This window comes from Pelagibius sp. CAU 1746, assembly GCF_039839785.1.
Classification (GTDB): domain Bacteria; phylum Pseudomonadota; class Alphaproteobacteria; order Kiloniellales; family Kiloniellaceae; genus Pelagibius.
Map to the genome: position 1 here is coordinate 1,777,698 of NZ_JBDOQT010000001.1, position 21,018 is coordinate 1,798,715.

The 21,018-nt window shown below is 67.9% G+C and carries 20 protein-coding genes; 6 read left to right on the forward strand and 14 right to left on the reverse strand.

From position 1 onward, the window contains the following. Positions 1-914: 914 nt before the first annotated feature. From AAFN88_RS08335 to AAFN88_RS08345, 3 genes are read left to right on the forward strand one after another with little or no spacing between them, the layout of a single operon-like run. Positions 915-2,210, forward strand: coding sequence for an O-acetylhomoserine aminocarboxypropyltransferase (locus AAFN88_RS08335; RefSeq protein WP_347519775.1), 1,296 nt, complete (start codon positions 915-917; stop codon positions 2,208-2,210). A gap of 8 nt (positions 2,211-2,218) precedes the next feature. Next, positions 2,219-3,007, forward strand: coding sequence for an alpha/beta hydrolase (locus AAFN88_RS08340; protein ID WP_347519777.1), 789 nt, complete (start codon positions 2,219-2,221; stop codon positions 3,005-3,007). Positions 3,008-3,015: 8 nt separating this feature from the next. After that, positions 3,016-3,447: a thioesterase family protein gene (locus AAFN88_RS08345; protein ID WP_347519778.1), complete on the forward strand. Its 432-nt coding sequence runs from the start codon at positions 3,016-3,018 to the stop codon at positions 3,445-3,447. 131 nt (positions 3,448-3,578) lie between these two features. Here the strand turns inward: AAFN88_RS08345 and fetB are convergent, their stop codons facing one another. Genes fetB through AAFN88_RS08360 form a run of 3 tightly spaced genes read right to left on the reverse strand, consistent with a single transcriptional unit; the run spans position 3,579 to position 6,514 of the window. After that, positions 3,579-4,376 (reverse strand): iron export ABC transporter permease subunit FetB, encoded by a 798-nt coding sequence (fetB, locus tag AAFN88_RS08350; protein ID WP_347519780.1) that lies wholly within the window; start codon positions 4,374-4,376, stop codon positions 3,579-3,581. After that, entirely contained in the window at positions 4,373-4,987 is a 615-nt protein-coding gene (locus AAFN88_RS08355; RefSeq protein ID WP_347519782.1) for an ABC transporter ATP-binding protein, read from the reverse strand. Before AAFN88_RS08355 ends, fetB begins: the two co-directional genes overlap by 4 nt. A gap of 51 nt (positions 4,988-5,038) precedes the next feature. Then, positions 5,039-6,514 carry an ATP-binding protein gene (locus tag AAFN88_RS08360; protein WP_347519784.1) on the reverse strand — a complete coding sequence of 492 codons (1,476 nt, stop codon included), beginning with the start codon at positions 6,512-6,514 and terminating at the stop codon, positions 5,039-5,041. 299 nt (positions 6,515-6,813) lie between these two features. On the opposite strand from AAFN88_RS08360, the gene AAFN88_RS08365 reads away from it, so the two are divergent. Continuing rightward, a complete protein-coding gene (locus AAFN88_RS08365; RefSeq protein ID WP_347519787.1) occupies positions 6,814-7,995 on the forward strand; it encodes an MFS transporter in 1,182 nt (393 codons plus the stop codon). 92 nt (positions 7,996-8,087) lie between these two features. Here AAFN88_RS08365 and AAFN88_RS08370 read toward each other — a convergent pair whose 3' ends face one another. Next, positions 8,088-8,555 carry an Hsp20 family protein gene (locus AAFN88_RS08370; RefSeq protein ID WP_347519788.1) on the reverse strand — a complete coding sequence of 156 codons (468 nt, stop codon included), beginning with the start codon at positions 8,553-8,555 and terminating at the stop codon, positions 8,088-8,090. A 366-nt stretch (positions 8,556-8,921) separates the two neighbouring features. On the opposite strand from AAFN88_RS08370, the gene AAFN88_RS08375 reads away from it, so the two are divergent. Then, entirely contained in the window at positions 8,922-9,335 is a 414-nt protein-coding gene (locus AAFN88_RS08375) for a DUF1465 family protein (protein WP_347519790.1), read from the forward strand. A gap of 169 nt (positions 9,336-9,504) precedes the next feature. Here AAFN88_RS08375 and rpmE read toward each other — a convergent pair whose 3' ends face one another. Beyond that, positions 9,505-9,726 (reverse strand): 50S ribosomal protein L31, encoded by a 222-nt coding sequence (rpmE, locus tag AAFN88_RS08380; RefSeq protein ID WP_193367937.1) that lies wholly within the window; start codon positions 9,724-9,726, stop codon positions 9,505-9,507. Positions 9,727-10,005: 279 nt separating this feature from the next. On the opposite strand from rpmE, the gene AAFN88_RS08385 reads away from it, so the two are divergent. Continuing rightward, positions 10,006-11,844: an ABC transporter transmembrane domain-containing protein gene (locus tag AAFN88_RS08385; RefSeq protein WP_347519792.1), complete on the forward strand. Its 1,839-nt coding sequence runs from the start codon at positions 10,006-10,008 to the stop codon at positions 11,842-11,844. Positions 11,845-11,976: 132 nt separating this feature from the next. On the opposite strand, the gene AAFN88_RS08390 is transcribed toward AAFN88_RS08385, so the two are convergent. From AAFN88_RS08390 to gap, 9 genes are all read right to left on the reverse strand, one after another. Continuing rightward, complete coding sequence (locus AAFN88_RS08390; protein WP_347519794.1) at positions 11,977-13,425, reverse strand: peptidoglycan -binding protein; 1,449 nt, start codon at positions 13,423-13,425, stop codon at positions 11,977-11,979. A 270-nt stretch (positions 13,426-13,695) separates the two neighbouring features. Next, the gene (locus tag AAFN88_RS08395) at positions 13,696-14,853 is read right to left on the reverse strand and encodes a flagellar motor protein MotA (RefSeq protein ID WP_347519795.1); all 1,158 of its coding nucleotides are present in this window, start codon (positions 14,851-14,853) and stop codon (positions 13,696-13,698) included. A 114-nt stretch (positions 14,854-14,967) separates the two neighbouring features. Further along, on the reverse strand, positions 14,968-16,500 hold the full coding sequence (locus AAFN88_RS08400; RefSeq protein ID WP_347519797.1) for an OmpA family protein: 1,533 nt from the start codon (positions 16,498-16,500) through the stop codon (positions 14,968-14,970). Positions 16,501-16,643: 143 nt separating this feature from the next. Next, on the reverse strand, positions 16,644-17,447 hold the full coding sequence (locus AAFN88_RS08405) for an inositol monophosphatase family protein (protein WP_347519798.1): 804 nt from the start codon (positions 17,445-17,447) through the stop codon (positions 16,644-16,646). 73 nt (positions 17,448-17,520) lie between these two features. Continuing rightward, positions 17,521-18,087 (reverse strand): elongation factor P, encoded by a 567-nt coding sequence (efp, locus tag AAFN88_RS08410; protein ID WP_347519800.1) that lies wholly within the window; start codon positions 18,085-18,087, stop codon positions 17,521-17,523. A gap of 111 nt (positions 18,088-18,198) precedes the next feature. Continuing rightward, a complete protein-coding gene (locus tag AAFN88_RS08415; protein ID WP_347519801.1) occupies positions 18,199-18,867 on the reverse strand; it encodes a thiamine phosphate synthase in 669 nt (222 codons plus the stop codon). A gap of 38 nt (positions 18,868-18,905) precedes the next feature. Continuing rightward, positions 18,906-19,409, reverse strand: coding sequence for an AAA family ATPase (locus tag AAFN88_RS08420; RefSeq protein WP_347519803.1), 504 nt, complete (start codon positions 19,407-19,409; stop codon positions 18,906-18,908). Between the two features lie 4 nt (positions 19,410-19,413). Then, positions 19,414-19,824, reverse strand: coding sequence for a hypothetical protein (locus tag AAFN88_RS08425; RefSeq protein ID WP_347519804.1), 411 nt, complete (start codon positions 19,822-19,824; stop codon positions 19,414-19,416). A 112-nt stretch (positions 19,825-19,936) separates the two neighbouring features. Further along, positions 19,937-20,944, reverse strand: coding sequence for a type I glyceraldehyde-3-phosphate dehydrogenase (gene gap, locus AAFN88_RS08430; RefSeq protein ID WP_347519806.1), 1,008 nt, complete (start codon positions 20,942-20,944; stop codon positions 19,937-19,939). Positions 20,945-21,018: the final 74 nt, after the last annotated feature.

Below are 21,018 nucleotides of genomic sequence, written 5' to 3' on the forward strand. Positions count from 1 at the left end.
GGGGGGATGTCCCCGATTCGCCGGTACGGCGTCGAAATGCCCGGCGAAAGTTAATTTTCAGCGGCTTTTCCCCCGCTATTTGTCCTCGGCAAGTTCTGTCCAAAGCGTGAGGCCGGCTTCTATAGCATTGAAAAACAGTAACTTAGAAGTTTTTCTGCGGCTGACCCTGTATAGAAGGTTTCGTTAACCTTTTTTTAGGAGTTTAGGACTAATTTTAGACACAGACGGCTCGGTGAGCCCTCCCCGGGTCCTCCCGACCGTCTTTCGGATGTTTATCCGTTCCTTGTAACGCCTCCCTGTTAAACTTGCCGCCGGGATCGCCCGGCGGTTTTTTCTTTTGTCCCCAGAGTTATCCACAGATGCCGGTTTGCGGCTCTTCAGCCGCGGCGCGCCCTCTTGCCGCCCTTGGCGCCGGGATGGCCGGGAAGCCGGGGAATCCGCAGAGAGTTGAGTGTTTTTAGGGACTTCGCCCGGCCTTAACGATTCTCCACTTGACCGTCTGAGGGACGCTGCTACTGTTTCGCCCAGGCAAGTTGACAGGGTAGGACTTAAACAAGGGGAAGGGCCACGATCCATAAGGATCGAAGGCCCTCCTTTAATTTTAGGCCCCTTTTCTTGGTGTCCGCGGCTATTTAGCCTGGACTTAGATTATTTCTAAAGTAAATTCCCCGCAGTTATTTGCAGGCGGCCTTCCCGAGGCGGCCGGTTGCGCAAGATGCCCGGCCTCTTGTGCACTCTTCGCCCCGAAACCGCGCCTTGCGATGGCCTCGAGCCGCCCCCTGACCGGAGCTTTGGAATGTCCCTCCACCGGGGCCATTCGTGTAAGATTCCGCCGCCTGCGCGATACGGCCGCCCCCGAAGATGACGCAGGGGGAAAGGCCAGGCAGGAGGAAGGCCAGGCAGAGGGAGGTCACGTGGCGGATCCGAAGTTCCTGAAGTTCGATACTCTGTCGCTGCACGCGGGCCAGCAGCCCGATCCGGCGACCGGCGCCCGGGCGGTGCCGATCTACCAGACGACGTCCTACGTCTTCCGTGACACCGACCAGGCGGCGGCGCTGTTCAATCTGGAGCGCGCCGGCCACATCTACTCACGCATCTCCAACCCCACCACGGCGGTGTTGGAGGAGCGCATCGCGGCGCTGGAACTGGGCGTCGCCGCCATCGCCACGGCCTCGGGCCACGCGGCGCTGCACCTGGCGGTCGCCACGCTGATGGGCCAGGGCGGGCACATCGTCGCCTCGCGCTCGCTCTACGGCGGCTCCATCAACCTCTTCACCCACACCCTGCCGCGCTTCGGCATCACCACGACCTTCGTCGATCCGCGCGACGTCGCCGCCTTCCGCGACGCCATCCGCCCGGAGACGCGGCTGGTCTTCGCCGAGGGGCTCGGCAACCCGGGCCTGGAGGTGCTGGACATTCCGGCGGTGGCCGAGGTGGCGCACAAGGCCGGGCTGCCGCTGGCCATCGACAGCACCTTCGCGACTCCCTACCTCTGTCGTCCCGTCGAACTGGGCGCCGACCTGGTCATGCACTCGGCGACCAAGTGGCTGGGCGGCCACGGCCTGGCGCTCGGCGGCCTGCTGGTCGACGGCGGGCGCTTCGATTGGGAGGACAGCGGCAAGTTCGACACCCTGACCGAGCCCTATGCCGGTTACCACGGTATCGATTTCGCCGAGGAGTTCGGCCCCCAGGCCTTCGCCATGCGCGCGCGTGCCGAGGGCCTGCGCGACTTCGGCGCGACCATGGCGCCGCAGAACGCCTTTTACATCCTGCAGGGCATCGAGACTCTGCCGCTGCGCATGGAGCGCCACATGGCCAACACCCACAAGGTGCTGGAGGCGCTGCAGCGCGAGGAGGCGGTCTCCTGGGTCCTGCACCCGGACCTGCCCGAGCACCCCGACCACGCCCTGGGGCAGAAGCTCATGCCCAAGGGTTGCGGCTCCATCGTCTCCTTCGGCGTGAAGGGCGGGCGCGCGGCGGGCGCCAAATTCATCGAGGCCTGCCAGCTTTCCTCGCACCTCGCCAACGTCGGCGACGCCAAGACCCTGGTCATCCATCCGGCCAGCACGACGCATCAGCAGATGACGGCGGAGGAGCTGCGGCGCGCCGGGGTGGGAGAGGACATGATCCGCCTCTCGGTCGGTCTGGAAGACCCCGACGACATCATCGCCGACCTGCGCCAGGCGCTTAAGGCTTCCCAGAAGGACTGAAACCCAAGATGGACCTGACCGTTGCGGGACAGCACGTCCATGCCGGCACCGGCGGACGCGCCTTCGACCCGGATCTCCCCTTGATCGTTTTCCTGCACGGCGCCGGCCTGGACCATACGGTCTGGGCGCTGCCGGCACGCTACTTCGCCCACCGCGACCGCTCGGTGCTGGCCGTCGACCTGCCGGGCCACGGCAAGTCACAAGGCGCGCCTTTGACATCGATCGCCGCCCTGGCCGACTGGGTGGTGAAGCTGCTGGACGAGGTGGGCGCGGGCAGGGCGGCGCTGGCCGGCCACTCCCAGGGCGCGCTGATCGCCCTCGAAACCACGGCGCGGCACGGCAGCCGCGTGCGGGCGCTGGCCCTGCTGGGCGCGGCGCCGAAGATGCCGGTGCATCCGGACCTGTTGGCGTCGGCGGAAGCCAACGACCACAAGGCCTTCGACCTCATGACCTCCTGGGGCTTCGGCCCGGCCGGGCATCTCGGCGGCGCGCGCGTCCCGGGCTCCTGGCTCATGGGCGGCGGCGAGCGCCTGCTGGAGCGGGTGCGGCCCGGCGTGCTCCACGCCGACCTCACCGCCTGCAATGCCTATCAGGAGGGGATGGAGGCCGCCGCCAAGGTCGCCTGTCCGGCTGTGGTGATCATGGGGGCTGAGGACAAGATGACTCCGGCCCGCGCCGGCGCGAAGCTGGCCGGCGCGATCCCCAAGGCGCAGCAGGTGCTGATCCCCGGCTGCGGCCACATGATGCTGGCCGAAAAGCCTGACGAGACGTTGGATGCGCTGAGGACGATTCTCTAGAGACGCCGATGAGTGATGTAGCCGAAACCCGCGACCGCTTCCCACACTTCCTCACCATCCCGACGCGCTGGATGGACAACGATCTGTACGGCCACGTGAACAACGTCGTCTACTACTCCTACTTCGACACGGTCATCAACGAATACCTGATCCGCGAAGGCGGGCTCGACATCCACGACGGCCCGGTGATCGGCGTCTGCGCCGAGAGCAGCTGCAGCTTCAAGGCCTCCTTCGCCTTTCCCGAAGACGTCGAGGCGGGCCTGCGCGTCGGCCACCTGGGCAACCGCTCGGTACGCTACGAGATCGGCCTCTTCAAGGACGGCCGCGAAGAGGCCGCGGCGCTGGGCAGCTTCGTGCACGTCTTCGTCGAACGCGCCGGCATGACGCCGGTACCGATCCCGGACGGGCTAAGGAAGGCGCTCGAGACGTTGCAGGTGTGAGCGCTGCCCCTCCCGACATCCTCAATCGTCATGCTCGGACTTGATCCGAGCATCCATTCATCCACTTCTCCGGACCGTGCGGTTGAGGAATGGACCCTCGGGTCAAGCCCGAGGGCGACAATCCAGAAAACCTAATCCCCCGCCAAGCGATCCAACCGCAGGCGGTCGCGGCTGTCGGTCAGGCGGTAGACGCCGACGAAGACGGCGGCGACGGCGCCCAGCGTGGTGCCGCCGGCGATCATGAACATGATCATCAGCTGGTACTTCACCGCCTCCAGCGGCTCGACGCCAGCGAGGATCTGGCCGGTCATCATGCCGGGCAGGGAGACCAGGCCGGTGGCGGCCAGCGCATTGATGATCGGCATGAGCGCGGTGGTCAGCGCCTGGCGCGTCACCGGCAGCAGGGCCGTGCGCCGTGTCGCGCCGAGGCAGAGCAGGGCCTCGATGCCCGGGCGCTGCTGGCGCGCGCCCTCGGTCAGGCGCTGCAGGCCCAGCGCCACGCCGGTCATGGTGTTGCCCATGATCATGCCCAGCAGCGGCAGGGCGTAGCGCGGGTCGTACCAGGGCTCCGGTTTCACCGCCGTGGTCAGCGCGAAGATGGTGACCAGGGCGGCGGCCATCAGCATGGCCGAGGTGCCGATGCCGTAGGCCCAGGCGGGTTCAAAGCCGCGCTCCTGCCGGGCCATGATCTCGCGCCCGGCGAAGAGCACCATGGCCAGCGCGGCGAGGCCGGTCCACCAGGGCGAGACCAGCTCGAAGAGCTTGGTCAGCACCAGGCCGACGAGGGCGAGCTGCAGGGCGCAGCGCAGGCCCGCCCACAGAAGCTTCTTCTCGATCTTCAACTGCAGGGCCAGCGACAAGGCCGCCACGCCGAGCAGCAGCAGCGCGGCCAGGCCCAGGTCCCAATAGTCGAGGCGGATGTAGTTCACCGCGCTTCTGCCTCTTCCAGCATTTCCTCGCGCAGGCGGCCGCGGTCGATCCAGAAGCGCCGCGTCGCCACGCGCGCGGCCTGGCGCTTGTCGTGCGTGACCCACAGCAAGGCGAGGCCGTTTTCCTGCTTCTCGCGCAGCAGCGCCTCGACGGCGGCGGTGGTTTCCTCGTCCAGCGGCCCTGTGGGCTCGTCCAGCAGCAGTACTTCCGGGCGATGCTCCAGGGCGCGCAGCAGGGCGAGGCGTTGGCGTTCGCCGGTGGAGAGCTGGCTGACCCGGCGCGTCTCCGCCTCCGGCGAGACCTTCAGGCGGCGGGCCGGGCCCGCCTGGGCCGCCCAGTCCTGGAAATGATCGCTCAGACGCTCTGACCACCAGCCCGGTTCGGCGGGGATGTAGCCGACCCGCCGGCGCCAGGTGGGCGCTGCAATCTTCTCGCGCGGCGTGCCGTCCAGGGCAACCTCGCCCTCGTTGGGGTCGAGATCGGCGATGGCGCGCAGCAGCAGCGACTTGCCGGCGCCGGAGGGGCCGCGCAGGGCGATGCATTCGCCGGCGGCCAGTTCGAAAGCGACCGGCTCCAGGCCGGGGCGGGTGAGATTCTTGACGCTCAGCATAGAGCGGGCAGATTAGGCCATCGCGGCCCGGATGTCGCTAGCCTCCGCCGCTCAGCGCTCCGGCATGGCGGCCAGGCGCGGCTCCACCCCGGCGCTGATCGGGCCCGCTTCCACCGCGCTTGCGGTGTGAACGCGCTCCGGCGGCAAGACGATGGTGACGCGGGTACCGCCTTCGGGCAGGCCCTCCAGCTCCAGCGCCCCGCCGTGCAGCTCCGTCAGCACCTTGGCGAGCGGCAGGCCCAGGCCGGTCCCCTCGATCTGCTCGGCGGCGTCCAGGCGCTCGAAGGGAGTGAGAGCCTGGGGAATGTCCTCCGGCTTGATGCCGATGCCGCTGTCGGTGACGGCGATGGCGAGGGCATCGTCGTCGCGCAGCTCGGCGCTCACCAGGATGCGGCCGCCTTCCGGCGTGAACTTCACCGCGTTCGACAGCAGGTTCAGGACGGCTTGGCGCAGCTTGGTGAGGTCGGCGTCGAGCCGCAGGTCCTTGGGCAGCCTGGCGGTGACGGTGATCTTCTGCTGCTCGGCGCGCGGCCGGATGAGCCGCAGGCAGGGGCCGACGGCGTCCTCCAGAGTGATCTCCTGCTCGCTGAGGCGCAGGTGGCCGGCTTCGGCCCGCGCCAGGTCGAGAATGTCGCTGATTACCGTCAGCAGGTGTTGGCCGCTCTTGTGGATGTCCTGGGCGTAGTCGGCATAGCGCGCGGGGATCGGGCCCATGGTTTCGCGCGTCATCACTTCGGAGAACCCGAGGATCGCGTTCAAGGGCGTGCGCAGTTCGTGGCTCATGAGGGCGAGGAAGCGCGACTTGGCGCGGCTGGCCGCCTCGGCGATGCGCCGTCCCTCGCTGGCGGTGCGCGCCTGCTCGGCATGGGCGGAGGCCAGGACCTCGGCCTGGTGGCGGCGCTGCTGCAGGAAGAGGATGAGGCCGCTCACCGTGGCCAGCACCAGGAACAGCACGCCGCCGGAGACGATAGCGCCGCGGCGCGCGGCGGCAAGGAAGCCGGCGGCGGGCACGTCGATGACGAAGGCGCCCATGACGTCGCCCAAGCGCCAAGGCTCGCCGCTGCCGACATAGAGGTTGTGGCAGTCGACGCAGGCCTGCTGGCTGGCGACCGAAGGCGCGATGGTACGAAACACGAGGGCGCCGTTCCGGGTCAGCCACTCGCTGCGCGGTTCGCTGCGCCCGGTCCGGGCCGCCTCGCGGATCGCGGCGGCCGTCGTCTCGTCCTGCGGCGCCGTGGCGATCTCGCGCCCGGGGATGCCGAGCCAGTCCATCTGCAGTTGATGGTCGCTGTCGCGCGCGGCGTTGAAGCGATCGATGGAGTGGGCGCGGAAAGTGGCGGGCACCGGCGCGTCGTCCGCCAGGACGTCGCTGCGGATGTCGGTGTAGTTGGCGACCATGGCCTCGACCAGGCGCAGGGCGGTGGCGGTTTCCTCCGCCTTGTTGGTCTCGAACCAGTGCAGGTTGGAGCGGTAGAGGGCGTAGCCGCCGGCGATGCTGGAGACCAGGATGAGAACGAGCAGCGGCAACCAGGCCTTGCCGACCTGGGGTCGCAGGAGTCTTGTCCTATTTGTTTCTTCGGTGTCGATGCCCGGCACCTGCCGTCCCTCGTGTTATTTCGGCGCCCTGCCGCTTGGCCGCCATCCTACTATGGAAGGCAAAGCAGATCCTTGACGCCAATGGTTAACAAAGTATGAGCGGCCTGCCGCGCCGTGGCGGCGGCAGGGGACGGAGCGGCCGATTAGGACTATGATCATCGCAGCCGCCTCCGCCGACGGAGACCGGCCAAGACGGTAGATAACAGGACGGTAGATAAGAGGAGCAAGGCGTGCGGCGTCTTCCGGCGGTCTGGCAACTCGCCCTGGCGCAGACCATCGTCTGGGCGGGGCTGTTCTACAGTTTTCCAGCGCTAATCCTGCGCTGGGAGACGGATTTCGGCTGGGCCAAGGCGGAGCTGACCGGCGCCGTCACGCTGGCCATCGGGCTTTCGGCGGTCTTCTCGCCGCTGGCCGGGCGCCTCATCGACCGCGGCCTCGGCCCGCAGGTGCTGGCCGGAGGGGCGCTTGCGGGCGGGCTCTGCATCGCTTTGTTGGGGGTTGTGCAATCCCTGTGGCAATTCTATTTGCTGTGGTGCCTCATCGGCATCAGCACCGCTTTCTGTCTCTACGATGCCTGTTTCGCCCTGGTGGTGCGCGCCGAAGGGACGCAGGCGCGCCGCCCCATCACCCTCATCACCCTGGTCGCCGGACTCGCCGGCACCCTGTCTTTTCCGGTGGCCCACGGCATCGCCGAGGCCTTCGGCTGGCGCTGGAGCTGCCTGGCTTTTGCGCTGATGATCTGCCTTCTCGGCCTGCCGCTGATGTGGCTGGGCGCGCGTACGATGGAAGCGACGGCGGAGCCGGAGGTCGAGCTGGAAGACGGCGGCGGCGAGGACAGCCGGAGAGGCGGCTTCCTGCGCCGCCCGGCCTTCTGGCTTCTGGCCGTGGGCTTCGCGCTGCTGGGCCTCAACCACTCGACCATCTTGAACCACCTGCTGCCGCTGCTCGACGAGCGCGGCATCCCGGCGGGCATGGCGGTCTTCGCCGCTGCCATGATCGGGCCAATGCAGGTGGCCGGGCGGCTGGCGATGATGGCGGTGGAGCGCCACGTCTCCAACCGCGGCATCACCGCCGCCTGTTTCGGCTCGGTGGCGCTGGCGACGGCCTCCCTCTTCACCGCCTCGCTGGTGCCGATGATGCTGGTGCCCTTCGTCATCCTGCAGGGCGCCGGCCACGGGGTGACCAGCATCATGAAGCCGCTGGTCATTGGCGACGTGCTGGGCCGGGCCAACTTCGGCGCCGTCAGCGGCAGCCAGGCGATGATCTTCAAGCTGACGGTGGCGGTGGCACCCTTCGTCGGCGCGCTGCTGTGGGAGCTGGGCAGCTACGACCTGGTGTTGGCTGTCATGCTGGCCGCGGCGGTGGTCGGCCTCGGCCTCTTCCTTGCCGCCTGGCGGGTACGCCCTGCCTGAGCGCAAAACGAAACCGGCCGGATGGATTGCTCCATCCGGCCGGCCGTTCCGGTCATGAACCCCCTGGCGGACAGGGGGTGGGCGGCGGCTCTTTAGGCCGCCTCGTTCTCGATCACCTTGGCCTTCTTGTCGCCGTTGGTGATGGCGATGCTCCGCGGCTTCATGGCCTCGGGGATCTCGCGCACCAGCTCGACGGCCAGCAGGCCGTTCTCCAGCTTCGCGCCGGTCACCTTGATGTGGTCGGCAAGGTCGAAGCGGCGCTCGAAGGCGCGGTTGGCGATGCCGCGGTGCAGGAAGGTCACCTCGTCCTCGCCTTCGGCCTTGTCCTTGCGGCCGGAGATCACGAGGCTGTTTTCCTTCGCGGTGATGTCGAGTTCGTCCTCACCGAAGCCGGCGACCGCCATGACGATGCGGTAGGCGTCGTCGCTGACCTTCTCGATGTTGTAGGGCGGATAGCTGAACGCGCTCTCCTCGAGACGGCCAGCCGTATCGAGCGATTTCAGAAGCCGGTCGAAGCCGACCGAGGCGCGGTACAGGGGGGAAAGATCCATGGTACGCATGTCCACATTCTCCTTTGAGCAACATGGTTTTGGTCATCGGGCCCACCGGATGGTCGGACCCTCGCTTGCTTGCCGCCGGATGTGGGACCCTGCTGGGAGGCATCCCCTTGGCGGCACTGGATATATCGTGAGGGCCCGGCGCCGATTCAAGGCGCCCCGACGTTCCGAAGATGAAGGAAAATATTCATAAATTCGACCCCGACGCCGCCGCGGCCTGTCCCTTTCGAGACCAAGGGATTATTAAGCCGGCCTCGGTTAAACTCGCCGCCGGAGAGTAGGGAGCCGGAGAACGGAGCGCGGGCGGCTTGGGCCGGCCTGCGGCTTTCCGTGGCCGCTACGACAGATTTCAGGGCAAGAGACTTCAGTTTGAGTGATACCACCGTCGCCTTTTTCGACAGCACCTTCGAGGAGGCCCTGGCGCTGACCCGCGAGGCCCGCGACTACCTGACCCATCGCGAGCCTTTGGAGCGCGAGCGCCTGACGCCGAACGACCGCATGTTGGCCTCCTGCGAGGCCATGCGGCTGACCTCGCGCCTGACCCAGATTATGGCCTGGCTGCTGGTGCAGAAGGCGGTGCACGCGGGGGAAATGTCCCGCGAGGAGGCCAAGGCGCCGGAATTCCGCCTGGCCGGGAAGTCGGTCTGCGAGGAAACCAAGCCGCCGGTGGACGGCTCCCTGCAGCCGCGTCTGGCCGAGCTGCTGGACCGCTCGCTTCGCCTCTACCAGCGGGTTTCCCGCCTGGATTCGCTACAGGACCCGCCGCGCCGGCAGTTCAGCTAGATCGGATTCACAGGGCCGCTGGATCGCCTCCGGCGATTCCAGCCGATCCTGATCTGCTCCAGGCTCTCGTCGAGCCGTCCTGCGGACATGACAAAAGGGCGGCAGAACTGCCGCCCTTCGATGTCGTACTGGCAGGCGCCGTTCGGCGCCCCGGCTGGCTCAGCCCGTCTTACTTCAGGCCGAAGCTGCCGAAGCGCTTGTTGAACTTGGCCACCTGGCCGCCGCTGTCGACCAGACGATGCTCGCCGGTCCAGGCCGGGTGCGTCTTGGGGTCGATCTCCAGGCGCATGGTGTCGCCCGCGGCCCCGTAGGTGGAGCGCGTCTTGAACTCGCTACCATCGGTCATCTGGATGGTGATCTCGTGGTAGTCGGGATGAATGTCTTTTTTCATGGCTTTGATCCTTTAAAGCGCCGCGCTGTATACCCGAGACCGTCCGGCGGTGCAAGCCCCGGCCGGAGCGCCGGGGCCGATCCGAATGAGCCTTGATTTCCAAAGGGTTGATGATCGTTTCCGGGGCAGGCTCCAATTATTGCAATAATCGCAATTATCGATGGCCCGCGCCGGGCGCCTGAGGGTTCGCCAAGCGCCCTGTGAGGCGTTATCTTCTCGCCACCCGCGCCCATACAGGCCTTAGGGCGGCGGGGACGAAGGGATCGTCTGTTTATGAGAATGTCTTCTGCCGTCCCGGCGCCGCAGCGCGAGGACGCGCGGGCCCGGGGCAGCCTGAAATTGCTGGTCGAGCTGTGGCAGTTCGTGCGCCCCTACGGTCTGCAGCTTGCCGGCGCCATGACCGCCCTGGTGATCGCTTCCGGCACGGTGCTGGGCCTCGGCGTGGGGCTGCGCCGGCTGGTCGACGAAGGTTTTTCCACCGGCGACGCCACCCTGCTGAACCAGGCGGTGTTGGTGCTCTTCGGCGTGGTCTTCCTGCTGGCGCTGGCCATTTACGCGCGCTTCTACCTGGTGTCCTGGATCGGCGAGCGGGTGGTGGCCGACATCCGCGCGCGCGTCTTCGACCACATCCTCACGCTCTCGCCGGCCTACTACGAGCTGACCCGCACCGGCGAGGTGCTGTCGCGGCTGACCACCGACACCACGCTGCTGCAGACCGTGGTCGGCTCCTCGGTCTCCATCGCCATCCGAAACTTTCTGCTGCTGATCGGCGGCAGCGTGCTGCTGGTCGTCACCTCGCCGAAGCTGACGGCGCTGGTCTTCCTGGTGGTGCCACTGGTGCTGCTGCCGATCCTCACCTACGGGCGCCGGGTGCGGCGCCTCAGCCGGACCAGCCAGGACCGGGTTGCCGACCTGGGCGTCTACGCCGGTGAGGCGCTGGACGCCATCCGCACCGTGCAGGCCTTCGTCCACGAGGGCGTCGACCGCAGGCGCTTCAGCGCGCGGGTCGAGGAGGCCTTCGCCGCGGCGCGCCAGCGCGTGGCGGCGCGCGCCATGCTGACCGCGGTGGTCATCGTGCTGGTCTTCGGCGCGGTCAGCACCATCCTGTGGATCGGCGGCCACGACGTGATCAGCGGGCGCATCTCCGCCGGCGAACTTTCCGCCTTCGTGTTCTACGCCATCGTGGTGGCCGGCGCCGCCGGCGCCTTCTCGGAAGTGATCGGCGACCTGCAGCGCGCCGCCGGCGCCACCGAGCGCCTGCTCGATCTGCTGGCTGTGGAGCCCGACATCACCGCCCCCGCCAACCCTGTCGCTCTGCCGCAGCCGCCGCGCGGCGCCGTCGCCTTCGAAGACGTGGTCTTCCACTATCCCTCGCGCCCCGACCACTCGGCCCTGCAGGGCCTCGACTTCGCCGTGGCGCCGGGCGAGAAGGTCGCCGTGGTCGGCCCCTCCGGCGCCGGCAAGACCACCATCTTCCAGCTTCTGCTGCGCTTTTACGATCCGCAGAGCGGCGCCGTCCGTTTCGACGGCGTGGCACTGCCGGAGGCCGATCCGGCCGATCTGCGGGCGCGCATCGGCCTGGTGCCGCAGGAGCCGGTGGTCTTCTCCGCCGACGCCTGGGAGAACATCCGCTACGGGCGCCCCGGGGCCGGCGACGAAGAGGTGCGTGCGGCGGCCGCGGCGGCCGGGGCCCTGGAATTCCTCGAGCGGTTGCCCGAGGGCTTCGACACTTACCTGGGGGAGAAGGGCGTGCGCCTTTCCGGCGGCCAGCGCCAGCGCCTCGCCATCGCCCGCGCCATCCTGAAGGATCCGCCGCTGCTGCTGCTCGACGAGGCCACCTCGGCCCTCGACGCCGAGAGCGAGCGCGTGGTGCAGCAGGCGCTCGACCGCCTCATGGCCGGACGCAGCACCCTCATCATCGCCCATCGCTTGGCCACAGTGCTGAAGGCCGACCGCATCCTGGTCATCGACCAGGGCCGCCTGGTGGAAAGCGGCACCCATGCCGAGCTGGTCGCCGCCGGCGGCCTCTACGCCCACCTCGCCACCCTGCAGTTCGGCGAAGGCGCGGCGCTGGGCAACGGCGCCGGCGCAGAGGGTGTCCGCGCTTCGGGGGGCTGAGGATTTCCAATCGGCGCATGCTTCGAGACGGCCGCTGCGCGGCCTCCTCAGCATGAGGTCTGGGTTAAAGCCTCACCCTGAGGAGGCCTGAAAGGCCGTCTCGAAGGGCGAAGCGTCTCGTAGCAGAACCACTCAGCGCTGGGTCAGCTTGAATTCGATTCGGCGGTTGCGGCGGTAGGCGATCTCGTCGCCGCCGGGATCGAGCGGCTGGAACTCGCCGAAGCCGGTGGCGGCCAGGCGCTGCGGCGGGATGCCCTCGCTGATGAGGAACTTCACCACCGAGACGGCGCGCGCCGTCGACAGTTCCCAGTTCGAAGGGAAGGCCGCGGTGCTGATGGGCGCGCGGTCGGTGTGGCCGTCGACGCGCAGCACCCAGTCGAGTTCGCCGGGGATGTCGGCGGCGATCTCCTTCAAGGTGCTTGCCAGCCGCGCCAGTTGGCGCTGGCCCTCGCCGCCGATGGTGGCCTGGCCGCTGGCGAAGAGGATCTCCGACTGGAAGACGAAGCGGTCGCCGACGATGCGGATGTCCTGGCGGTTGCCCAGCGCCTCGCGCAGGCGCCCGAAGAACTCCGAGCGGTAGCGCGCCAGCTCCTGCACCTTGCTGGCCAGGGCGACGTTGAGGCGCTTGCCGAGGTCGGCGATCTGCACCTCCTGCTCCTTGTTCTTGGCTTCGGAGACTTCCAGGGCCTCGGCGACCTGGGCGAGCTGTTCGCGCAGCGCGGCGAGCTGGCGGTTCAGCAGCGTCACCTGGATTTGAGCTTCCTCGGAGAGCTGCTTCTGTTCGGCGAGCGCCGTGCGCTCCGACTTCAGCTCGCTTTCCAATTCTTCGCGTGAGCTCTGCGAAGCCTGCAGCTTCTCCACCAGATCGTCGCGCAGGGACTTGAGGATCGCCAACTCAGCGAGCTGCGCCTCGATCTTGTCCTTGTCGGCCTCGATGGTCGAATAGGCGTCCTCCAGCTCGGCCTTGCCGGCGGCGATGACGGCAAGGGCCTCTTCCAGCTTCTTCTGCTCGACCTCCAGGCGGGCGAGGGCGGCGTTCAACTCGTCGCGCTCGTCGGCCAACGCCGTCTCGGCCTCGCTGAGGGCCTGGCGGTTCTGCTGCAACTCCGTCCGCGCTGCGGCGAGTTCTTCCTCGCTGCTGGCGGCGACGCCGGCCAGACGCTCGCGCTCGGCCTGTTCTTCGGACAGCAATGCGGCCAAGCGGTCACGCTCGTCGGCCAGGGCGGCAAGCTGGTTGACCAGGGACTCCCGCTCCTCGCTGACGGTGGCGAGCTGGTTGGCCAGGGATTCGCGCGAGGCAAGGGAGGACTGCAGCTCGGCGGAGAGTTGCTGCACGTTGAGCCGCAGCTCGGTATTGGCGTTCCGCTCCAGCGCCAGAAGCTCGGCCAGCTCGGCGATTTCGCTTTCCAGGCGCGTCAGCGCCTCGTCCTTGCCGGTGATGGCGACCGAGAGGAAAAACTGCGCCACCATGAAGACCATGAGGACGAAGATGACGACCAGCAGCAGAGTTGCGAGGCCGTCGACGAAGCCCGGCCAGATGTTGATCGAACGGCGCGACCCTCCTCTGCCCAGCGCGTACATTAGGCCCCACCATCAGGATTAGGTGCGCCATGAGACGGTCGGGAACGCCCCGTGGCTAGGAGCACCGGTGCAGGCGATGTGGGCCATCGGCAAGCCGGTGCGACGACGTCCACGGGACCTTCCCGACCGCCCGCAGGGTCGCTTTTCGCTCCGCGCCCGCGGCGTCGCCACGCTTGCCCGATGCACCACATCGTGCTGCGCGTGGCTCCTGTCGGGTGCGGTCGAAAAGTCGATCTCATGATGCACCTAATCCTGATGGTGGGGCCTTACCTAACCCTCTTCGGCCATGGCCGCCAGGGTGCGGGTCAGCAGGCGGATTTCGCTGCGCAGTTCTTCGACCGCGGACTCGCGGCCGTGCGCCATCTCCGCCGACATGCGCTCCAGGCGCAGGTCCAGATTACGGATGTGGCCCTTGGTGGCCTTGTCGAGGCCGCCGCCTTCCTCGCCGGAATCGGCCAGGCGCTGCAGCAGGGGTTTCATGCTGGCCTGGGTTTCGGCGATGGAGAGCATCACCGACTGCTCGGTGCGCATGTGGTCGGTGAGGCTGCTGAGGCGTTCGGTCAGCGCCGCCAGGTTCTGGTTCACGCTGGCGCGGTCTTCCTCGCCGCGCGCCACGGTGCGCTGTAGCTGCTCCAGGCTGTCGGCGGTCTTTTCCAGCAGGGCATGGACGTAGGCCGAGACCGGCTGCTCGCCTTCGCCGCTGAAGCCGCCGCCGCTGCCCAGCTTGGTGACGCTGGAGAGCCACTCTTCCAGCTCGTTGAGGAAACGGTTGTGCGCCTGGGCCGAGTTCAGTTCCAGGAACCCCAGCACCAGCGAACCGGCGAGGCCGAAGAGCGAGGAACTGAAAGCCGTGCCCATGCCTGACAGCGGCGCTTGCAGGCCGCCCTTCAGTTCTTCGAAGAGGGCGACGGCGTCGCCGCTGCCGCCCGACAGGCCGCCGATGGTCTCGCCCACGGCGTTGACCGTGTCGAGCAGGCCCCAGAAGGTGCCCAGCAGGCCGAGGAAGATCAGCAGGCCGATGACATAGCGGGAGATCTCGTGCGATTCCTCGATGCGTGCCTGGATGGTGTCCAGCAGCGAGCGCATCGACATGGTCGAGAGGCTGAGCCGCCCGGCCTTGTCGCCGATCATGGTGACCATGGGGCCCAGCAGGCGCGGCGGCCTGTCCTGCGACAGGGTGCCGGGAAAGACCAGCCCGCCGCGGCTTTCGCGCCGCAGGGTCTCCAGCCAGTAGATCTCGCCGCGCAGGCCGAGCACCTGAATGAAGCTGTAGGCAATGCCAATGATCAGAATGAGAATAATCAGACCGTTGAGCCAGAGATTGGCGACAAAGGCGTCCTGCAACTGTGGTGCGATGAAGGCGCCGGCCACGGCGCAGGCCGCGAGAAACGCCACCATTCGAATGAGATAGGTCTGCAGGAAGGACATCGTGACGGTCTTACCCTCGGGTCCGCGGGGCGGATGTGTCAATCATAAGGCAGATCGGCCCGCGCTGCGACCCGCGCAGCCGGGGAATCCACCTTAAGCTCGCGTCTTTAAGGGTTAGCTGTCAATCGGCCGGATGTCGACCCGATTTGCAGGACCGTTGCCGGTCTGCTCGCCGGCCGGACGGATCTGAATGCGCGCGGAGGGAACGCCGGCATCGATCAGGAAACTGCGAACCTTGAGCGCCCGGGACAAGGCCAGTTTGCGCGCCAGGTCTTGAGACCCGTCCTTGGCGCTGGCGAAGCCGAGCACCTGGATGCGGCCCGCTTCGTTGGCGCGCAGGCTGTCGGCGAGGGACAGCAACTCGGCCTGAACCAGGTCCGAGAGTTCCGCCGAATCGTTGTCGAAGGTGACACTGATGTCTTCCAGCGGCGCGCCGACCGCCAGGCTGGCGGTCTGGACGCCGGGCGTAGCGGGTGCGGCAGCGATCGGCGCCGGCACGTCGGCGCTGGCCACCGTCTCGCCGGTCATCGGCGCTGCGGCCTGAACTTCGCTCGCCGGCAGCAGGTTGACCGGGCCGTCGCTTTCCGCCTGGGCCATGTGCTCCCGAGGGGCCGGCTCGGTCGTGGCGACGGGCGCCGGCATGTCGGCGCTGCTGGCCGGCATCGCACCGGCTTTCGCCGTGCTCTGCGGAACCTCGGCAGGCTGCGCGGCGGGCGCAGCCATGTTTCCGGGCGCGGCCGTGGCGGTGGTCGCTGTCTCGGCGGTGGCTTGCACGACGGGAGTTTGGACGACGGGGGCCGGCGCGGCGGGCGCGGGCTCGATGGCGGCAGTCTCGACCTCGGCGACCGGCGGCACCTCGGCCATGGTCGGGGCCGCGTCGTTCTTCGCCGGGGTCTGGAATTCGGGCGCCAGGGGCGCGGCCGGCTCATCGACCGTCGTGACGCCGACCTCGGCCAGCATTTCCGGCGATACCTCCGGCTTGCGCGGGGCCGGCTGCGGCACGGCTATCGGCGGGCGGCGCAGGGTCAGCCTGGGCGCGTCGCCGGCCGCGGCGCTCTCGTCGACCGGCGGCAGGTTGTCCATGAAGACGACGATGCTGCCGTCCGCGCTCGCGCCCCCGGCAGGGCGCTGGCCGTTGTCCAGCGGGATCAGCAGCTGCGAGGAGGGCTCGGGGCCCTCGGCGAAGGCATTCTGCATGGCTTCGGCGCGGGCCGCGTGATTGTCCTGGAAATCCGGCGCAAGGGTGCTGGCTGGGGCCTCCAGCGGCGGGAACAGCAAGGTACCCGGACGGGTCACCACGTAGTTGCCGTTGCCGTAGGACTGGAAGTTCTGGCTGCCGGGCGCCTGCTGCGGGGGCAGACGCAGGACCGGCGCCTGGGACGGCTGGGCCCGGACCTGCGGCGCGGGCAGATAGCCCGGCTGCGGGGCCAGCGGCGCGGTGGCCGCCGGGCCGGGGCCAAGGCTGTTGAGCACGTCGCTGTTGATGACGATGCCGGAGTTGGACTGGGCCAGCGCCGCGGGCGCCAGGGCCGCAGTGGCGGTGAGGGTCAGGGCGAGGGCGCCGGCAGCCGCGCAGGCCGGCGCAAACCGGCGCTCTTTCGCCCGGTTTTCCGCCGTATTTCGGCCGAGTGATGCGAGTCTGCTCATAGCCCCTAATACCCCAGTTTCCCCTGCTAACCACTGTGGTTAACACTATGCTTCCACCGCGCCCGGGACAACCTGCTTTGCGGGGCCGCAGGGGCGGCGGGCGGCACAGCGGTGTGCCGCGGAGGGGCTTATTATTGAGCCTTTTAGTTACTTAAAGGTTTGCGTAGCAGCTTCATCAGGTCGCTGTGGATGGCGTTGTTGGTCGCCAGGATGCTGGGCGAGCCCAATGTGAGGGCTTTCCCATTCATTTCGCTGACATATCCGCCGGCCTCGCGCAACAGAATCAGGCCCGCGGCGTAGTCCCAGGGGGACAGCCCGCGCTCCCAGAAGCCGTCGAAACGCCCGGCCGCCACATAGGCCAGGTCCAGGGCGGCGGCGCCCCAGCGGCGGATTCCCGCGGTATTGGCCATGACGGCGTCGATCTCGCCCAGGAACTGCGGGCGGTCGCCTTTACCGGCGAAGGGCGCGCCGGTGGCGATCAGGCAGTCGGTCATCCTGGTGCGGGAGGAAACCCGGATCCGGCGGTCGTTGAGAAAGGCCCCCTGGCCCTTTTCGGCATGGAAGAGGTCTTCCTTGATCGGATCGTAGACCAGCCCGGCGATGATCTCGCCGCGCTCCTCCAGGGCAATGGAGATGGCGAAATGCGGCAGCGAGTGAAGAAAGTTGCTGGTGCCGTCCAGGGGGTCGACGATCCAGCGCCGGCCGCTGTCGTCGCTGGCCGCCACCGCCTCCGACTCCTCCATCAGGAAGCCGTAGCCCGGCCGCGCCTTCTGCAGCTCCTCCTTCAGGACCTTCTCGGCCTTCAGATCGGCGGCGGAGACGAAATCCGCCGGGCCCTTGCGGGAGACCTGCAGGTTCTCGACCTCCCCGAAGTCGCGCTTCAGGCCGCGGGCCGCCTTGTCGGCGGCCTTGGTCATGACGTTCAAGAGGGCGGAGCGGGTGGCCATGCGGGTCTTGCGGTCTTTCTAGCTTCTTGGGTCGTTTGGGGGAGCGGTCTTCGGGGAAGGGGCGCGGGCGGCCTCAGTCCTTGGCGCGCTCGACGTAGCTGGCGTCGGCGGTGTTCACCACCACGCGGGTGCCGGACTCGATATGCGGCGGCACCATGATACGGCTGCCGTTCTCCAGCACCGCGGGCTTGTAGGAGGAGGAGGCGGTCTGCCCCTTCACCACCGGGTCGGCCTCGGTGATCTCCATGACCACGGTGTCCGGCAGCATGACCGAGATCGGCTCGTCCTCGTAGGACTCGATGGTGACGCTCATGCCTTCTTGCAGGAAGACCACCGGCTCGCCCACCAGATCCTTGTTCAGGGTGATCTGCTCGTAGGTATCGTTGTCCATGAAGGTCAGCATGTCGCCGTCCTCATAGAGGTACTGATACTCTTTCTGGTCCAGGCGGACGCGCTCGACGTCCTCGCTGGCGCGGAAGCGCTCGTTCAGCTTGGTGCCGTCGCGGATGTCCTTCAGCTCGCACTGCAGGTAGGCGCCGCCCTTGCCGGGCTGGGTGTGCTGAATCTTGACGGCACGCCACAGGCGGTTCTTGTGTTCGATGACGTTGCCAGGGCGGATCGCGTTGCCGTTGATCTTCATTGGGGGATCGTCCGGGATTAGGTGTTCTGGAAAGCGCGCGGAAGCTACCAGCTTGCCTCCAGGGTGGCAACGCCGGAGGTGGCCCGGCGGAAAGCGCGGAAATCCGCGCTGTCAGCGGCTCTCGCCAAGGCCGCCGAGCAGCGCCTTCAGGGCCCCGGCAGGGTCCTTTTCCCCCAGCCAGAAGGCCGGGCCGAGGGCCAGGAAGTCGGGCCCCGCGGCGGCCAGGGCACGGGCCTCCTCAGCGGTCCTGGCGCCGAAAGCGACCTGGGGCGGGGTCATGACCGCCTCCCACCAGGCGATGACCTCGGGGTTGGCGGCCGCCCCGCCACCCTCGGATCCCTCCAAGTCGCCGAAACCGAGATAGTCGGCCCCGTCCTCCCCGGCGGTCATCGCCAAATGACGCGAGCCGCCGCAGCCGGCGCCCAGGATGACATCCTCGCCGAAGCGCTTGCGCAGCGCCTTGACGGGCGATTTTTCGTCCTCCGCCAGGGTCAGGTGCAGGCCGTCGGCGCCGCTGGCGGCCACCAGTTCCGGGCGGTCTTCCAGCAGCACCGCGATGTCGCGCGCCTGGGCCGCGGCGATCAGCGGCGCCGCCAGGCGGGCGAAGGCGGCGTCGTCCAGCGCGCCGCCGCGCAGCAGCAGGGCGGAAACCTCGATGTCGCCCAGCGTTGCCGGATCCAGGGCCTCCAGAGCCTTGGCGACAGCGCTGGCCGCGCTGTCGTCCAGCAGCGGCGAGACCAGCATCAGGCGGGGCAGGAAGTCGGACAAAGGCTCGGACAAGGGCGGGGCTTTCTCGGAGGAGGCGGTGGGGCGGGGGCTCAGTCGTCCTGGCGGGCGAAGGTCAGCCTGTGGGCCTTGCAGGCCGAGACCGGCGAGCCGGCTTCGGCCTTCCGGTTGCTGCTCAGGATGACCAGGCCCCTGTAGGCGGCGAGGGCCTCCAGCAGGTGGCCGACCTCCTGGTTCGCAAAGCGGTCGTGGCTGTCCTGCACTTCGCTGCGCCTGCCGAACAGAGCGTCGGCCTCGTCGAAGAACAGCACGGCCTCGGCTTCCTGCGCCTTGGCGAACAGGGCGGTCAGGTTCTCCGCCGTCTCGCCGGCCGATTTGCCGACCACCGCTCCCAGCTTCATCCGCTGCAGCGGCCGCTCCAGTTCATTGGCCATCACGGCGGCGACCATGGTCTTGCCGGTGCCGCTGGGGCCGGAGAAGAGGCAGAACTGGTTGGCCTGCTTGCCGGCGTTGCGGCAGATCTTTTGCAGGGTGTCGATATCCTTCTGCGACAGCGGCAGTTCGTCGATCCCCAGAGGCGCCGGCGGTTTCGTCATGTCTTCAAGTCTCCGTCTTCAGCCAATCGCGGCAGGCCTGGGCTCTATCGGCGATGTCCAGCAGGTCCAGCGCCTCCAGCGGGCCGGTGATCAAGTGGTGGCTTTCGGCCTCGGCGATGGCGCGCAGCTTGTCCGCGGCCGCCTTGGGCCCGGTGAAGCGTACCCGCAGCACGCCCTGGCGGAAGGCCGCCATGACCAGGCCCGGCTTGTCGCCGCAGTCGAGGATCGAGGACACCTCGGCCTGGGGCACCTCGCGCTCGGCCTGCTTCACCACCTCGCGGAACCACAGCGCGCCGGTGTAGGCCGCCGCTCCCGGCGGCGAGGCCAGCGTCACCGGCAGGCCCAGGTCGCGCGCCGCCTTCAGCGCGGTGACCGCCTGTTCCAGGGAGTGGATGATGATGACGCGTTCGCTCATGGCCGGATGATAATAAAAAGCGGGACCCGAAGGTCCCGCTTTATTTTTGTGTGCCGTTCCGGATCGTTCCCAACCCCCCGCCCGCACCGCGGGCGGGGCCGGGGGCAAGCCCTTAGAGCAGCTTGCCGAGCGCCACGGCGGTGTCGCTCATGCGGTTGGAGAAGCCCCACTCGTTGTCGTACCAGGACAGGATGCGCACGCAGGTGCCGTCCAGGACCTGGGTCTGGGTGGCGTCGAAGGTGGAGCTGGCCGGGTTGTGGTTGAAGTCGCAGGAGACCAGCGGCGCCTCGTTGATTTCCAGCACGCCCTTCAGGTCGCCCTTAGCGGCCTTCGCCATGGCGGCGTTGATGGCTTCGGCGTCGGTCTTCTTCTTCGCCTCGATCACCAGGTCGACCAGGCTGACGTTGGCGGTCGGCACGCGCACCGAGGTGCCGTCCAGCTTGCCCAGCAGTTCCGGCAGCACCAGACCCGTGGCGCGCGCGGCGCCCGTCGAGGTCGGGATCATCGACAGGGCCGAGGCGCGGGCGCGGCGCAGATCCTTGTGCAGAGTGTCGACGCTGGGCTGGTCGCCGGTGTAGGAATGGACGGTGGTCATGAAGCCGTGCTTGATGCCGACGGTCTTGTCCAGCACCCAGGCCACCGGCACCAGGCAGTTGGTGGTGCAGGAGGCGTTGGAGATGATCTTGTGGCTCTTCTTCAGCTTCTTGTGGTTGACGCCGTAGACCACGGTGATGTCGGCGCCGGAGGCCGGGGCCGAGACCAGTACCTTCTTGGCGCCGGCGTCCAGGTGTTTGCCCGCGGCTTCCTTGCTGGTGAAGATGCCGGTGCACTCCATCACGATGTCGACACCCAGGTCGTCCCAGGGCAGCTTGGCCGGGTCGCGTTCGGCCAACACCTTGACCTTCTTGCCATCGACCTTGATGGCGTCCTTCATGGCCTGAACCTTGCCGGGGTAGATGCCGTGCACAGAATCGTACTTCAGCAGGTGCGCGTTCGCCTCGGGCGTGCCGAGATCGTTGATGGCGACGAATTCCACGTCCTTGCGCTTGGCTTCCATTGCCGCGCGAAACACCAGCCGCCCGATGCGCCCGAAACCGTTGATACCAACCCGAACTGCCATATTCAGTCTCCGTTCCCTAGTGCCTGCGGCCCCGGTCCGGGCCGCCGACGGTTCCCCTGCGTTTCTTGGGTGCC